The 13738-nt window shown below is 70.1% G+C and carries 16 protein-coding genes; 8 read left to right on the top strand and 8 right to left on the bottom strand.

Annotated elements, in window-relative coordinates; translation table 11 throughout:
• The first annotated feature begins 200 nt into the window (after window positions 1–200).
• Window positions 201–755 (top strand): hypothetical protein, encoded by a 555-nt coding sequence (locus tag ACN28I_RS17045; RefSeq protein WP_420943061.1) that lies wholly within the window; start codon window positions 201–203, stop codon window positions 753–755.
• On the opposite strand, the gene ACN28I_RS17040 is transcribed toward ACN28I_RS17045, so the two are convergent.
• The 4 genes from ACN28I_RS17040 to ACN28I_RS17025 form a co-directional block, all read right to left on the bottom strand.
• Entirely contained in the window at window positions 737–2812 is a 2076-nt protein-coding gene (locus ACN28I_RS17040; RefSeq protein ID WP_420943060.1) for a RecQ family ATP-dependent DNA helicase, read from the bottom strand. The two genes, ACN28I_RS17045 and ACN28I_RS17040, sit on opposite strands and share 19 nt — an antisense overlap.
• A 2-nt stretch (window positions 2813–2814) precedes the next feature.
• The gene (locus tag ACN28I_RS17035) at window positions 2815–3129 is read right to left on the bottom strand and encodes a DUF3006 domain-containing protein (RefSeq protein WP_420943059.1); all 315 of its coding nucleotides are present in this window, start codon (window positions 3127–3129) and stop codon (window positions 2815–2817) included.
• Complete coding sequence (gene radC / locus ACN28I_RS17030) at window positions 3126–3899, bottom strand: RadC family protein (protein ID WP_420943058.1); 774 nt, start codon at window positions 3897–3899, stop codon at window positions 3126–3128. Before radC ends, ACN28I_RS17035 begins: the two co-directional genes overlap by 4 nt.
• A 72-nt stretch (window positions 3900–3971) precedes the next feature.
• Window positions 3972–4097: a hypothetical protein gene (locus tag ACN28I_RS17025; protein ID WP_420943057.1), complete on the bottom strand. Its 126-nt coding sequence runs from the start codon at window positions 4095–4097 to the stop codon at window positions 3972–3974.
• 69 nt (window positions 4098–4166) lie between these two features.
• Here ACN28I_RS17025 and ACN28I_RS17020 point away from each other — a divergent pair, with 69 nt between their 5' ends.
• Together ACN28I_RS17020 and ACN28I_RS17015 are read left to right on the top strand one after the other, a co-directional pair.
• The gene (locus ACN28I_RS17020) at window positions 4167–4691 is read left to right on the top strand and encodes a hypothetical protein (RefSeq protein ID WP_420943056.1); all 525 of its coding nucleotides are present in this window, start codon (window positions 4167–4169) and stop codon (window positions 4689–4691) included.
• 160 nt (window positions 4692–4851) lie between these two features.
• Complete coding sequence (locus ACN28I_RS17015; RefSeq protein WP_420943055.1) at window positions 4852–5286, top strand: DUF6960 family protein; 435 nt, start codon at window positions 4852–4854, stop codon at window positions 5284–5286.
• Window positions 5287–5301: 15 nt separating this feature from the next.
• Here ACN28I_RS17015 and ACN28I_RS17010 read toward each other — a convergent pair whose 3' ends face one another.
• The 4 genes from ACN28I_RS17010 to ACN28I_RS16995 form a co-directional block, all read right to left on the bottom strand.
• Window positions 5302–6024 carry a response regulator gene (locus ACN28I_RS17010; RefSeq protein ID WP_420943054.1) on the bottom strand — a complete coding sequence of 241 codons (723 nt, stop codon included), beginning with the start codon at window positions 6022–6024 and terminating at the stop codon, window positions 5302–5304.
• The gene (locus ACN28I_RS17005; RefSeq protein ID WP_420943053.1) at window positions 6021–8555 is read right to left on the bottom strand and encodes an ATP-binding protein; all 2535 of its coding nucleotides are present in this window, start codon (window positions 8553–8555) and stop codon (window positions 6021–6023) included. Before ACN28I_RS17005 ends, ACN28I_RS17010 begins: the two co-directional genes overlap by 4 nt.
• Before the next feature lie 7 nt (window positions 8556–8562).
• Window positions 8563–8940 carry a response regulator gene (locus tag ACN28I_RS17000; RefSeq protein WP_420943052.1) on the bottom strand — a complete coding sequence of 126 codons (378 nt, stop codon included), beginning with the start codon at window positions 8938–8940 and terminating at the stop codon, window positions 8563–8565.
• Between the two features lie 273 nt (window positions 8941–9213).
• On the bottom strand, window positions 9214–9672 hold the full coding sequence (locus ACN28I_RS16995; protein WP_420943051.1) for a cyclic nucleotide-binding domain-containing protein: 459 nt from the start codon (window positions 9670–9672) through the stop codon (window positions 9214–9216).
• An 81-nt stretch (window positions 9673–9753) separates the two neighbouring features.
• Here ACN28I_RS16995 and trxB point away from each other — a divergent pair, with 81 nt between their 5' ends.
• The 5 genes from trxB to ACN28I_RS16970 all read left to right on the top strand — a co-directional run bounded on the left by trxB (window position 9754) and on the right by ACN28I_RS16970 (window position 13696).
• Entirely contained in the window at window positions 9754–10713 is a 960-nt protein-coding gene (gene trxB, locus ACN28I_RS16990; protein WP_420943050.1) for a thioredoxin-disulfide reductase, read from the top strand.
• Window positions 10714–10740: 27 nt separating this feature from the next.
• Window positions 10741–11928, top strand: coding sequence for a trans-sulfuration enzyme family protein (locus ACN28I_RS16985; protein WP_420943049.1), 1188 nt, complete (start codon window positions 10741–10743; stop codon window positions 11926–11928).
• On the top strand, window positions 11925–12422 hold the full coding sequence (gene moaC / locus ACN28I_RS16980; RefSeq protein WP_420943048.1) for a cyclic pyranopterin monophosphate synthase MoaC: 498 nt from the start codon (window positions 11925–11927) through the stop codon (window positions 12420–12422). The genes ACN28I_RS16985 and moaC overlap by 4 nt, the downstream gene beginning before the upstream one ends.
• A gap of 70 nt (window positions 12423–12492) precedes the next feature.
• Complete coding sequence (locus ACN28I_RS16975) at window positions 12493–13269, top strand: aminotransferase class V-fold PLP-dependent enzyme (RefSeq protein WP_420943047.1); 777 nt, start codon at window positions 12493–12495, stop codon at window positions 13267–13269.
• Window positions 13151–13696, top strand: a complete 546-nt coding sequence (locus ACN28I_RS16970; RefSeq protein WP_420948654.1) for an aminotransferase class V-fold PLP-dependent enzyme — start codon at window positions 13151–13153, stop codon at window positions 13694–13696. The genes ACN28I_RS16975 and ACN28I_RS16970 overlap by 119 nt, the downstream gene beginning before the upstream one ends.
• The last annotated feature ends 42 nt before the right edge of the window (window positions 13697–13738 follow it).

Genomic DNA, 13738 nt, shown 5'->3' with positions numbered 1-13738 from the left:
CTCGAAACGCAGGCGCTGAACTTCGCCTACCGCTGCACGCAGGACAAGCGGGCGGCGAGAAGTTCAAGAAGCCCTTTGAGCAACTGGGGCCCAAGCAGCGGAACCAGGTTCTTCTCGAGGTCGTAGACGCTTCTGGGCGCCCCAACCCGAAGTTCAACGCCAAGGCCGCCCGGCTTGGTGCGGCAGCAAGAGCGCTCTGGGTGCTGGGTGCTGCCATTGCTGTCTACAACATCGCCGTTTCCGACAACAAAGCTCAAGCGGCTGCTCGGGAAGGCGTGAGCATCGCTGGAGGATTCGCGGGCGGCGCCGCCGGTGGAGCACTGGCGGGGATCTGGTTCGGGCCCGTGGGTGTTGCTGTCGGCGCAGCGATCGGCGGGGTGGTGGGCTCCATCTGCTCTGACGAATTGTTCGTCGAACTCGCTCCCGTGGGCTCCAGGAGTGTGAATGCCATCCTCGATCCGCACACGATGCCGTTCTCCACGGATGAAGAAGGACTCGCGAGCGCCCTCTACGAGCATGCAGGGATAGATACAAGTCTCGTCAAGTCTGTCTTCGCCGTACTGGCCGAACGGTATTCCTCGGATTCCGACGATGTGGCGCTGGCTTATGTGAATCTGGTGAAGTCAAAAGGTGGGTCCGTGATGCATGCGCTGAAGCTGGATTCCAGCCTCAAGGATCTGCTCATCCAGCTCCTCGAGCAGGGCTGGACGACCTCAGGCGAATCCGCGGCCATCCGCTACCTGCGCGGACTCTGAGTGCGGGACTTGCGCACCCGGGGCGGCACGGGAGCCACCGGGATGGGCTCGTGGCCGGCGGCGCGGGCCATGAGGCAGATCTCCACCACCTTGGGACCGAAGCGCTCCCAGCGGCTCTCGCCCGTGCCCTTCACCGTGAGGAAGGACTCGCGGTCGATGGGCAGGGCGGCGGCGAGCCCGCGCAGCGTCTCGTCATTGAAGATGATGAAGGGAGGCACCTCGAGGTCGCGCGCGAGCTCCTTGCGCCAGCGGCGCAGCTCGGTGGCGGCCAGCTCGCTGTAGCCGTCGGGGCGCCCGGGGGCGAGCGTCGGCGTGGCGCGCGGCGCGGTGGCGGGACGGTCGAGCCCCTCCAGGCGCTTGAGCCGGCTGCCAGCACACGTGTCGCAGTTGCCGCACGTGGCCTCCACGTCCTTCTGCCCGAAATACTGGAGGATGAAGGCCCGCCGGCACCGCTTCGTGTAGGCGTAGTCCGTCATCTGCTTGAGGTGCAGCAGCGAGCGCCGCTCCTGCTCGCGCACCTTGCTCAGGTCCACGCCCAGCTCGCGGAAGGGCACCGGTGACAGCGCGCGGATGGTGCGGCCGGAGAAGGGCCGGCGCACATTCAGCGCTCCCGCCCGCTCCAGCAGCTTCAGCGCGTGTTGAATCTCGTCGCCGGACAGGCCGGTGCGCCGTGCGAGGATGGGCAGCTCGGTGGTGGCCGAGCGCCCCACGGGGAACGTCTCCAGCAGCGAGGCCAGCAGGCGCCGGGCATCCGGGGCATGCGGCTGCGCGCTGGGCGCCTTCTCCGTCAGGGTGATGCCGTACTCGCCCTCGCCCCGGCTGCCGCGTTCAATCTTGCCCTCGCGCTCCAGGATGCGCAGCGCGGCGGAGATCTCGAACTCGCTCGCGCCCGCCTGGGCCGCCAGCACGTGCTGGCCCTTGTCGTACTCGGGCACTGAGCGCAGCACGTTCCACAGGTCCGAGAGCACCGCTTCGGACGGGTGGTTGCTCTCGATGAGCCGCTCCTGCGTGTAGACGTCCGCGTGGTTGAAGAGGAGCGCGGCGAAGGCCGGCCCCCGGTCACGGCCCGCGCGGCCGATCTCCTGGTAGTACGCCTCCACCGCCTTGGGGATGTTGGCGTGGGCGACGAAGCGGATATCCGGCTTGTCGATGCCCATGCCGAAGGCGTTGGTGGCCACCGCCACCGCCTCCTTGGCGGACATGAAGTCGTCCTGGGCGCGGCGCCGCGCGTCGTCGTCCATGCCCGCGTGGTAGAGGATGGCGTTCACCCCCCGCTCCAGCAGCGCCGAGTGCGTGTTCTCCGCCGACTTGCGCGTGGAGCAGTAGATGATGCCGCTGCCGCCGCCCAGGGACGACAGCCCCGCGCAGGCCCGGCGCTTGTCCTCGTCCCCGCTCACCTGGAACACCTCCAGGAAGAGGTTGGGCCGGTCGAAGCCTTCGGCGAACACCTGCGGATCCTTCATCAGCAGGGAGCGGACGATGTCGTCGCGCACCTCGGGGGTGGCGGTGGCGGTGAGGGCCACGGTGCGCGGCGGGCGCAGGCGCTTGCGCACCTGGCCGAGCTGCGCGTAGTCCGGCCGGAAGTCATGGCCCCACTGGGAAATACAGTGGGCCTCGTCCACCGCGAGCAGGTCCACGCCCACCTGGCTCAGCGCCTCCAGGAAGCTGGGGCTGCGGAAGCGCTCGGGCGCCACGTAGACGAGCTTGAACTCGCCAGCGCGCATGCGGCGGATGCGGTCCGCGCGCTCCAGGTCCGACAGGGACGAGTTGATGAACGTGGCGGAGATGCCGCGGCCGGTGAGCTGCTCCACCTGGTCCTTCATCAGTGCGATGAGGGGGGAGATGACGAGCGTCACCCCGGGCAGCAGCATGGCGGGGAGCTGGTAGCACAGGCTCTTCCCCGCGCCCGTGGGCATCATCACCACGGTGTTGCGCCCGCTCATGATGGAGCTGATGACCTGGGCCTGCCCCGGCCTGAACTCGCTCAAGCCGAAATGGCGGACCAGACCCTCCTGGGCTTGCTCGTAGTAGGGGAGGGCCTCCGGCATCCGCCGCATATTCAACGTTCCTTATCAGCCGTCAACGACCCAGAGGCTCCTGAGTCCAGATCCAGCCCGTCAGGTACCGGAACGGCCAGGCGCGCCCGCCACTCGGCCACCTCGCGGGCCAGCCGGGCTCCCAGCTCGGCATCCAGGCGGCCGTCCCGTACCACGTCTCCTTCCCGGGCCTCCGGGGGCAGGGTGGAGCGCGGCACCATGCGCGCCTTGCCGCCGCCCACGGGCACCACCTGCGCCACCTCGTCCTCCAGCACCTCCACCTGCACCGCCCCGCCCGTACCACCGCACGCCAGAACACCCAGTGCCCCCAGCATCATCCACGCTCTCCCGCCATGCTCCATGACCCTCGGGTCTCCCCGCCCAACAGTGGCAGCTCGCCCCGCTCCAGCAGCGAGCTGTACGTCCCATCTCCAATCACCACATGGTCCAGCACCTTGATGCCCAGCACCCGGCCCGCCTCGATGAGCTGCGCGGTGAGGCCCAGGTCCTGTCCCGACGGCTCCGGGTCCCCCGAGGGATGGTTGTGGGCCAGCACGATGGCCGAGGCCCGCGAGGTGATGGCCGCGGCGAACACCTCGCGCGGATCCACCGGGCACGCGTTGATGGTGCCTTCGGCCACCCGGGCGTCGTGCAGCAGCACGTTGCGCGCGTTGAAGCACAGCACATGGAAGACCTCACGCCGCAGCGCGCTCAGGTTGGGCGCGAGGTACGCGTAGATCTCCCTCGGAGTGCGCAAGCGCGGTCTCCGCTCGGTGACGCGCTGGGCGCGGCGTCCCAGCTCCAGCGCCGCCATCACCTGCGCTGTGCGCCCCGGCCCCATTCCCGGGCGGGCGCACAGCTCCCTCGGGTCTTGCTGCACCAATTCCTTGAGTCCCCCGCGTGTGGCGAGCAGCACTTCCGCCAGTGCCTGCGTGCGCGCGCCCGAGCCCATCAACACGGAGAGAAGCTCCGGATCGGTGAGGGCCGCCGCCCCCAACCGGAAGAGGCGCTCCCGGGGGCTCTCCGCCTCCGGAAGCTTCTCCCTCACCGACCCATCGCCCGCGGACTCCTCCCACCCCACCGTCGCCACCACCGCCGTTCGATCCATCCCGCCCTCCGTCCGCGCTACGGACTTCGCACCACACCGCCACCCACGCCGCCCGCCCGACCATCCCGCCCTTCATCCGTGCCGGGCCGGTAGAGCAACGCGCGTGCCGACGGTGTTCCCCTCGGAGAGGCCGTGCTTCACCGTCCCGTTGCGCGTGAAGCGGCTCGCGGCGGGGACGGGTGACGGGTGACGGGCCATGGCACAACCATGACGAAAGGACCGCGCGGCCATGAATCAGCGGGACGTGGATTTCCCTAGGGTGACGCCATGTCCCATGTCCTCCGCCATCTCGTGTTGTGGGTTGCTGGCTCCTGCGCTGTCTTTGCCCTCGGCGCGTGTTCGAGCGTCTCGGCCGCCACCCAGCCCACCGCGTCGCTCTCGGTGCGCGAGCTGAACATCGTCGACGAGCGCGGCCAGGCGCGTCTCCGCATTGCCGCGCCGCTGCCGGATCCCCAGGGCCTCAAGCGCGCCGTGAAGGCCGTGGGCATCCAGTTCATGGCTCCGGACGGGCAGGAGATCGGCGGGCTCGCCATGCTCGACTCCATCGGTGTCACCGGGCTGTGCTTCGACAGCAAGGAGGGCTACGAGGCGATGTGCATGGGCCTCATCAAGGGAGAGCCCAACATCACCTTCCGTCACGACTGGAAGGAGCGCATCGTCATCGGTGTGGAGAAGGGCGTGGCGAGCGTCGTCCTCCACGACGCCCAGGGCAACCCGCACCTGCGGCTCGAGGTCGACAAGGACGGCAAGACGCGGGTCGAAGGGGTGACTCCGGCCCCCGCGGGTAAATAAAGGCGGCCCTTGGGGCGTTCCGGGGGCGACCGTCTCATTGTGTGCGGAGCGGCCCACCGTCTGGACGGGGACGGTTGGCGGCACATGCCGCACTGTGTCACGTCAGGCCAGTGCGATCAGTCCGTGTGCAGGAACTCCGAAGAGCGCGAGGAGGTCGTCCATGGCCGCCGATTCCGGGCAGATGAATGAACGCAGGTGGGGGCTCTACCCCTGGCACGGGCAATCCGAGTCCGAGCGCGCGCTCGTCCACCCCGAGGACTTCGAGCGGCTGAAGCTGCTGTGGCCCTACTGCAAGGTGCTCAAGCGGCTCGGCGAGGCCGCGGAGCAGGGCTTCATCGTGCTGCGCTATGGCGAGAGCACCTTCCGCGTCCGGCCGGAGCTCTTCCAGCCCGTCCCCCCGCCCGCGTTCGACATCGGCAGCGCGGTGCGCCTGCGCAAGGACCCCGAGCGCACCGGCGTCATCGTCGCCATCTACTGGCACTACAAGCAGGCCCGGCCCTTCTTCCTCATCCGGCTCGGGGTGAAGCGATCCCTCAACCGCTACCGGGCCGAGGAGCTCCTGCCCTTGGCGGCGCCCCTGTCCCCGTGTGCCTGAGCCGGCTCGGCGCCATCAGTCCCCGGTCTTCCGGAGTGCCTGCCACGCCGCTTCCAGGGCCTTCCAGTCCGCGGTTCCCTTCCCGTCACGGGCCCGCCGCAGCAGCGATTCCAGGTGCCACGCCGCTCCGCTCACCGCGTGGAGGCCGTAGGAGCCCGCCGTCCCATGCAGCTTGTGGGCGAGCTGGTACGCCTCGTCCAGGGCCTCGGCGCTCCCGGCCCGCGCCCGCTCCAGCGCCGCCGCCAACTCCCGCAGCTTCTCACCCAGGCGGGCGGCGTACCCGGCGCTCAGGGCCCGGAAGGTGGCGTCCAGGTCATCGCTGGAGTCCTGTGCCTCGGTCTGGGCCACGGGCGGCCGGGGCGGGGGCCTCACCGCCAGCATCTGCTCCACCCGGAGGAGCAGCTCCTGGGGCGTGTAGGGCTTGTTCAGCACGCGCGGCACCTCGAGCTGCCGGGTGAGGGCCTCCTGGCTCCGGGGGTCCTTCCAGAAGGCGGAGGCCAGGAGGAGGGGTAGGGCGGGGTGCTTCTGGCGCAGCTCCTGGAGGAAGTCCCCCTCCCGCACCTCCGGCAGCAGGCCGTCCACGATGGCGGCATCCACCCGGATGCAGGCCAGCACCGTGCGCGCCTCCTTCACGGTGCGCGCCGGTTCCACCTCATAGCCCCGCTCGCTCAGGGCGGCGGAGACGAGCGACTGCAGGTGCGCGTCGTCCTCGAGGAAGAGGAGCGTTCCCCGGCTCATGAGGTCTCCTTGCGCGGCTCCTCGCCGCCCTGTCTGCGGGCCAGCAGGCCGTTGAGCAGCTCCCTCACGGAGGCCAGCAGCTCGTCCTCGGACGTGCGCGCCTTGGTGAGGTGGCGGGTGATGCCGAGCGTGAGCTGGTTCTGGTCCACCGACGACAGCTCGCGCCCGGTGAAGACGATGAGCGGCGTGCCACGGCCCTTGCCCTGGCGGAGGATGTCCACCACCTCGAAGCCATCCAGCCGGGGCAGGCCCACGTCCAGGACGATGAGGTCCGGCGGCGTCGTGCGCGCCAGCGCCACCGCGCCCTCTCCGTCCTCGGCCTCGTAGCAGGCCACGCCCAGCCGCTCCAGTTGGGCGCGCAGCACCTGGCGCGTGCTCACGTCATCGTCCACGATGAGCACCCGCGCCTGGCCCGGCCGGCGGATGGCGTGGCGCAGCGCCAGGAGGAAGCGCGTCTCGTCGAAGGGCTTCTCCATCCAGTCCACCAGCAGCGGCTGGACGACACCCTCCTGCTGGGACGAGCGCCCCGCCAGCATCAGCACCGGCAGCTCCCGGGTGCGCGGCTCCTCACGCAGCTTGCGGACGAGCTCCAGCTCGCTGCCGTCCATGCACTGCGCGTCCAGCACCAGCATGTCCGGCGCGCCCACCTCGATGAGCTTTTCCGCCTCCTGCAGGGTGGGGCTGCGCAGCACGCGGTAGCCCTCCTGGGTGAGCAGGCCGCGCAGCAGGCCGGACAGCTCCGAGTCCTGCGTCACCGCGAGCACGGTGTAGCGCGACTCGTCCATCACGACGGAGTTGGGGCCCGAGCCCACGCGCAGCGCCGTCAGCGAGAAGGTGAAGGTGGCACCCTGGCCCGGCTCGCTGTGCACCTCGATGCGGCCGCCGTGCTGCTCGACGATGGCCTGGGAGATGGCCAGGCCCAGGCCGGTGCCGCCCTTGGTGCGCGTGTCCGAGCTGTCCAGTTGCTGGAACTTGCCGAAGAGCCGGCCGCGCTGATCCAGGGGAATGCCCGGCCCCTGGTCCACCACGGAGAAGCGCACCTGGCCGCGAGCATCCCGGGCGGCCCGCACCGCCACCTCGCTGTCCGGAGGGGAGAACTTGATGGCGTTGGAGACGAGGTTGGTGAGCACCTGGATGAGCCGGTCCCGGTCCGCCCGCACCGGGCCCGCGCCCACCGCGTCGGCGCGCAGGCTCACCCGTGCCGCGTCCGCCATGCCCCGTACCCCGCTGAAGGTGGCGTCGATGACCTCGGCCGTCTCCACGGACTGGAGCTTCAGCTCCAGCTTGCCGGACTCCATCTTCTCCAGGTCGAGGATGTCGTTGATGAGGCGGATGAGGCGCTCGGTGTTGGTGCGGGCGATGCGCACCATGTCCTGGGCCTGGGCGGGCAGCTCGCCGAGGATGCCGCCTTCCAGCAGGCCCAGCGAGCCGCGGATGGAGGTGAGGGGCGTGCGCAGCTCGTGGCTGACGGTGGAGACGAATTCATTCTTCATCCGCTCCACCTCGCGGCGCTCGGTGATGTCGCGCACGTAGGTGGTGAAGCGCGGGGGGCCCTCGCTGCGCACCCGGAAGAGGGTGAGCTCGGCGGGGAAGGTGCCGCCGTCGGCGCGCAGCCCCTGCAGCTCCAGGCGGGTGGCGCGGCCGGGGGCGGCGTCGGCCCGGAGCGCGCGGGCCACCGTGGCGCGCTGCTCGGGCTTCACGGTGGCGGCCAGGGCCAGCGACAGGAAGTCCCGGCCCAACGCCTGGGCCCGTGGCAGCCGGAAGATGGACTCGGCCGAGGGGTTGAACTCCTGGATGCGGCTCGCCTCGTCCAGGGAGATGATGCCGTCGAGGGCGCTCTCCAGGATGGCCGCCTTGCGGGCCTCGCTCTCGCGCAGCTCCGCGTTGGCGGTGGAGAGGGCCGCGGTGCGCTCCTCCACACGTGCCTCCAGTTGCGCGTTGAGGGCGTCGAGCGCGGCCCCCGTGCGCGCCAGCCGGAACAGCACCACCAGGACGAAGGCGACGAGCAGCAGCGAGACGGCGAAGAGGATGATGCGGAAGCGCTCGGCGCGCGCCAGGGCCCCTTCGTAGAGCTGGAGGTAGGTGGTGATGAGCCGCTCGGCCTCGGGGCTGGCGGGGCTGTCCAGCAGCTCGCGGAGCGTGGTCTCGGCCTCGGCGCCTTGCTGGGCCTGGAGGCGCACCAGCAGGGCCTCCTCGTCCGCGAGGGCGCGCAGGTAGTCGTCCAGCACGGCGCCCAGCGTCCGCCGCTCCGGCTCCGTCAGGAAGGACGGGAAGGCGCGCAGCTCCTCCGCCCGGGTGCGCAACCCGGCGAGCTCCTCCCTCGGCGCGCCATGCTGCCGGGGCAGGCCCACGTGGGCTCGCAGGAGATCCTGCTCCACCTCGGCGCTCAGGACGCGGAGCTGGCGCAGCCGGGTCCGGTAGCTGTCATGCTCGTCGGCCCGCATCGGACGGCCCAGGGCGAAGAGCACGCACAGGAGCGCGAGCGCCCCCGCCGCGAGCACGATGGAGCGTTTGGACAGACGGGTCTTCACGGGGACCTCAGGCGGGCGGCAGCAGCTTCTTGATTTCCGCGGGCAGGGTCATGGGATCGAACGGCTTGCCGATGACCCCCACGGCGCCCAGCTCCAGGTAGCGCGCCACTTCCTGCTTCTGGATTTTGGCCGTCATGAAGATGACGGGCGTCTGGGCGGTGGAGGCCTGGGCGCGCAACTGGCCCAGGGTGGTGGGCCCGTCCATGCCCGGCATCATCACGTCCAGGAGGATGAGGTCCGGCTGCTCGGCGGCGGCCTTGGTGACGGCCTCGGCGCCCGAGGCGGCGAGCACCGTCTGCCAGCCGCCCACGCGGCCGAGGCTGAGCTGGCCGATGGTGCGGATGTCGTCCTCGTCGTCCACGAGCAGCACCTTGCGAATCGTCATGGGGAACCTCTGGGCGGCGGGGATGTGCAGCACACGGGGCTGCTCGGCCTCGGGCGCGGGCGCCGAGGCCGGCTTTCACCAGACGCCTCGTTTCATCGGGCGGAAGGGGAGGGGGGAGCATGGAGGGGGGAGACCCGGGGGCGCGGAGGGACGCCCGGACCCAGTGTATCCGGGGCTCACGCGGAGTGGGGCTCCCCCTCTCACACCTCCGACACCCTGGTGGGACCCCAGGCCACCGGGCGGGAGGCGGCCCGGCCGGGGGAAGGCGGCGCGTCAGAAACGCGACAGCGCCAGGAACGTCTTCATCTTCTCGTTCGTCTCGCGCAGACGCACGGAGAGGGTGCGGACGAAGCTCCACAGCAGCACGTAGGCCAGGTCCTTGTCCGTGAACATCAGGTGGTCCAACTGCTCGCGCTCGATGACCCACAGGGTGCACGAGGTGTGGGCATAGGCGTCGGCCGAGCGGGGGATGTCCTCGATGACGGACATCTCCCCGAAATACTGGCCCTTTTCCAGGATGGCGAGCGCCTCCTCGCCCATGCCGGGCACCTGCTGGGAGATGCGGACCTTGCCTTCCAGGATGATGAACATGTCCCGGCCGGTCTCCCCCTCGCGGAACAAGCAGGCGCCCGCCTCGTGGCCCCGGGGTCGAGCGATCGCCGCTACCCGCAGCAATTGACTCTGGGTGAGGCCCTCGAAGAGCGCAACCTTCTGGAGGATCGCGGCATCCATTGTGGCGCTGGTTCGTACCACGACCCATGGGGGCTCTGGTACGGTGGCGCCCCCATTTCACGGAAACACAGGAGCGACGACGTGGCGGAGAAGATCAACAAGGTGACCATCATCGGCTCGGGGCCCGCAGGCTACACCGCGGCCATCTACGCCGCGCGTGCCAACCTGCAGCCCGTCATGTTCTCGGGTGGCCCCACCCTGGAGGACCCCCAGCGCGTGCCGGGCGGCCAGCTCATGGTCACCACGGACGTGGAGAACTACCCCGGTTTCCCCGAGGGTATTACGGGCCCGGAGATGATGGAGCGCTTCCAGAAGCAGGCCGAGCGCTTCGGCACCGTCATCCACATGGAGAACGTGGTGAAGGTGGACTTCTCCAAGCGCCCCTTCTTCATCGAGGGCGAGAGCCAGAGCTGCTACTCGGAGACAGTCATCATCGCCACGGGTGCGACCGCGAAGTGGCTGGGAGTGAAGGGCGAGGACACCTACAAGAACCGGGGTGTGTCCGCCTGCGCCACGTGTGACGGCGCCTTCTTCAAGAACCAGGACGTGCTGGTGGTGGGCGGCGGCGACACGGCGATGGAGGAGGCCACCTACCTGGCGAAGATCGTCAAGAGCGTCACGGTGGTGCACCGGCGCGACAGCCTGCGCGCCTCGAAGGTGATGCAGGACCGGGCGCTCAACAACCCGAAGATCTCCTTCCTGTGGGACAGCGCCGTCGACGAGGTGATGGGCGACGCCAAGGGGATGACGGGCGCGGTGGTGCGCAACCTGAAGACGAACGACACGAAGCTGGTGGCGGCCACGGGCCTGTTCGTGGCGATCGGCCACACGCCCAACACGGGCCTCTTCCAGGGCGTACTGGAGACGCACCATTCCGGCTACCTGAAGACGGTGCCGGGCAGCACCCGCACCAACATCGAGGGCGTGTTCGCCTGCGGCGACGTGCAGGACAGCTACTACCGGCAGGCCGTCACCGCGGCGGGCACGGGCTGCATGGCGGCCATCGACGCCGAGCGCTGGCTCATCGAGCACGGCGAGTAGGCGCGGCGGGGCACCCGGGAGACATCCATGAGCACGAAGCGGAAGACGGTGGCGGTGCACGCGGGCTCGCAGTTGACGGGCAGCAAGTCCCAGCCGGTGGTGCCGCCGATCCACGTGTCGGCGGTGAGCTACTTCGACAACAGCGACGAGCTGGATGCGGCGCTGGATGGCAAGGACTACGTCTATTCGCGCATCGCCGCCCCCAACGCGGCGCTGCTGGAGGAGGCGGTGGCGGCGCTGGAGGGCGCGGAGGCCTGCGTGGCCTACGCGAGCGGCATGGCTGCCCTCAAGGCCGTCTTCGAGGCGCAGAACCTGAAGGCCGGCGACGTGGTGGTGATGCCGGCGGACGGTTACGGCGTCACCCGGTCGCTCTTCAAGAACCTGGCGGCGCGGAACGGGGTGCGCATCGAGGCGCTCATCCTCACCGACGCGGCGGCGGCCGAGCGCATCGTCGCGCTGCGCCCGAAGCTGGTGCTGGCCGAGAGCGTCACCAACCCGCTGCTGCGCGTGCCGGACATCCGGGTGCTGGCGCGGGCGTGCCGGGAGGTGGGGGCGGCGTTGGCGGTGGATGCGACCTTCCCGTCTCCGTACGGGCAGCGCTCGTGCGAGCTGGGGGCGGACTACGCCATCCAGTCCACGACGAAGTGGCTCAACGGGCACAGCGACGCGCTGGGCGGCTCGGTGAGCGGCACCCGGGAGAAGCTGGCGCCGCTGCGGGCCGCGCGCCTGCTGGGCGGTGAGGTGCTGGGGCCTTTCGAGGCGTGGCTCACCCTGCGCGGGGTGCGCACGCTGCCCATCCGCATGAAGGCCCACTGCGAGCACGCGGCCCACGTGGCGAAGCGGCTCTCCGAGTCCCCGCTCGTCGAGCGCGTGCACTACCCGGGACTGCCCGGCCACCCGGACCACGCGGTGGCGAAGCAGGTGCTGGAGGGGGGCTTCGGCGGCATGGTGGCCTTTGATATCCGAGGCGCGGGCCGGCCGGACTGCTTCCGCTTCCTGGAGGCGGTGAAGCTGGCGAGGGCGGCGCCGTCGCTCGGGGACGTGTGCACGCTGGTGATGCACGCGGCGAGCGCGAGCGCGCGGCGGATGACGCCCGAGGAGCGGCAGGCGGCCGGGATCGGCGAGAGCCTCATCCGCGTCTCGGTGGGCCTGGAAGACCCGGATGACATCGCGGACGACTTGCTCGCCGCGGTGTCGGAGGCGATGAACCGGTGAAGATGGTGGACGTGGGTGGGAAGGAGAAGACCGAGCGCGTGGCCGTGGCCACCGCCCGGCTGCGCATGCTTCCCGCGACGCTGGAGCGGATTCTTCAGGGGAAGGTAGAGAAGGGGGACGTCCTGGCGGCCGCCCGTCTGGCGGGTGTGATGGCGGCCAAGCGGACGCCGGACATCGTTCCCCTGTGCCATCCCATCGCGCTCTCCGGGGTGGAGGTGCAGTTGGAGCCCCAGAAGGACGCACTGGAGATCCGCGTGACGGTGCGCACGGTGGACCGCACGGGCGTGGAGATGGAGGCGCTCACGGCGGCATGCGCCTCGGCCCTCACGGTCTACGACATGTGCAAGAGCGTGGACCGGGGCATGGTGATGGAGCAGGTGCAGCTCGACCACAAGTCCGGCGGCCGCTCCGGCACGTGGGACCGCGAGGTGGCTCCCGCGAAAAAGTCCGCGACGAAATCGCGCCGCAAGGCCGCCCGCCCGTCGGGCCGGTAGTCCTGCTCGGAGAGGGAACCCGGGGTCCTCGCGGAAAGGACCCCGGGCATGAGGCGTGTTGGGCAGTGGCATGCCTCCCGCCCAGACCGATTCGTTGCTGAAGTGGCGCTCGGAGTTCCCCATCCTCGAGCGCAAGGCCGGCTACCTCATCAACAACTCGCTGGGCGCGATGCCTCGCAAGGCGCGCCAGTACCTCAACGACTACGCGGACCTCTGGGAGACCGAGGGCGTGGTGGCGTGGCACACGTGGCTGCCCATGGTGGCGCAGACGGCGGACCTGCTCGGCTCCATCATCAACGCCCCGCCGGGCACCATGACGATGCACCAGAACGTGAGCACGCTCATCTCCGTGCTCATCTCGGGCCTGTCCTTCTCGGGCCGGCGCAACAAGGTGGTGCTCACCGAGCTGAACTTCCCCTCGGTCGTCTACAACTGGATGGCCCAGCGCAGGAGCGGCGCCCGCATCGAGGCGGTGAAGAGCCGCGACGGCGGGCTGAACGTCGAGACGGAGGATCTGCTCGCCGCCATCGATGACGAGACGCTGGTGGTGTCGCTGGACCTGGTGCTGTTCCGCTCCTCGGGGCTGGTGGACGTGAAGCCGGTCATCGAGAAGGCGCATCGGCACGGCGCGCTGGTGATTCTCGACTGCTACCAGGCCACGGGCGCGGTGCCCATCGACGTGCGGGAAGCTCGGGGTGGACTTCCTGGTGGGCGGCAGCGTGAAGTGGCTGTGCGGCGGCCCCGGGGCGGCGTACCTCTACGCGCGCCAGGACATCATCCCGGACTTCAAGCCGAGGATGACGGGGTGGTTCTCGGACGCGCACCCGTTCGACTTCCGTTTCGGTGATGTGGAGTACGCGGCGGACGCGCACCGCTTCATGGGCGGCTCGCCGTCGGTGCCCGCGCTGCACGCGGCGCGCGCGGGTTATGAGATCATCCGCGAGGTGGGCGTGGCGGCCATCCGCGAGAAGTCGCTGCGGCAGACGTCCCTGTTGATGGCGCTGGCGGACGAGCAGGGGCTGAAGGTGAACACGCCCCGCGCGCCCCACCGGCGGGGCAACACGGTGTGCCTGGACTTCGAGGGCAGCGAGGACGCGTGCCAGCGCCTCATCGCGCAGGGCTTCGTGGTGGACTGGCGGCCCAACGGGGGCATCCGCATCTCGCCGCACTTCTACAACTCGGATGGCGAGTGCCGCTCCATCATGGATGCCATCCGTGAGCTGCGCGCGTCAGGGACGCTCGAGAAGACCCTCGCGGGCCCGCGCGCCCACTGAGCCAACGCAACGTCTGGCGGCTCTGCGCAGGGAGCGGGAGCG

Origin of the sequence: Archangium gephyra, from assembly GCF_049060025.1 — a bacterium.
Classification (GTDB): domain Bacteria; phylum Myxococcota; class Myxococcia; order Myxococcales; family Myxococcaceae; genus Archangium; species Archangium gephyra_A.
This window is presented reverse-complemented; position numbering and strand designations above follow the sequence as displayed.

Coding starts and splice junctions, on each gene's coding strand:
- ACN28I_RS17010 (WP_420943054.1), bottom strand. CDS start 6,024: ATGAGCCGGGGAACGCTCCTCTTCCTCGAGGACGACGCGCACCTGCAG.
- ACN28I_RS16985 (WP_420943049.1), top strand. CDS start 10,741: ATGAGCACGAAGCGGAAGACGGTGGCGGTGCACGCGGGCTCGCAGTTG.
- ACN28I_RS17035 (WP_420943059.1), bottom strand. CDS start 3,129: ATGATGCTGGGGGCACTGGGTGTTCTGGCGTGCGGTGGTACGGGCGGG.
- ACN28I_RS17025 (WP_420943057.1), bottom strand. CDS start 4,097: ATGGCCCGTCACCCGTCACCCGTCCCCGCCGCGAGCCGCTTCACGCGC.
- ACN28I_RS17040 (WP_420943060.1), bottom strand. CDS start 2,812: ATGCGGCGGATGCCGGAGGCCCTCCCCTACTACGAGCAAGCCCAGGAG.
- radC (WP_420943058.1), bottom strand. CDS start 3,899: ATGGATCGAACGGCGGTGGTGGCGACGGTGGGGTGGGAGGAGTCCGCG.
- ACN28I_RS17000 (WP_420943052.1), bottom strand. CDS start 8,940: ATGACGATTCGCAAGGTGCTGCTCGTGGACGACGAGGACGACATCCGC.
- ACN28I_RS16995 (WP_420943051.1), bottom strand. CDS start 9,672: ATGGATGCCGCGATCCTCCAGAAGGTTGCGCTCTTCGAGGGCCTCACC.
- ACN28I_RS17020 (WP_420943056.1), top strand. CDS start 4,167: ATGTCCCATGTCCTCCGCCATCTCGTGTTGTGGGTTGCTGGCTCCTGC.
- ACN28I_RS16975 (WP_420943047.1), top strand. CDS start 12,493: ATGCCTCCCGCCCAGACCGATTCGTTGCTGAAGTGGCGCTCGGAGTTC.
- ACN28I_RS17015 (WP_420943055.1), top strand. CDS start 4,852: ATGGCCGCCGATTCCGGGCAGATGAATGAACGCAGGTGGGGGCTCTAC.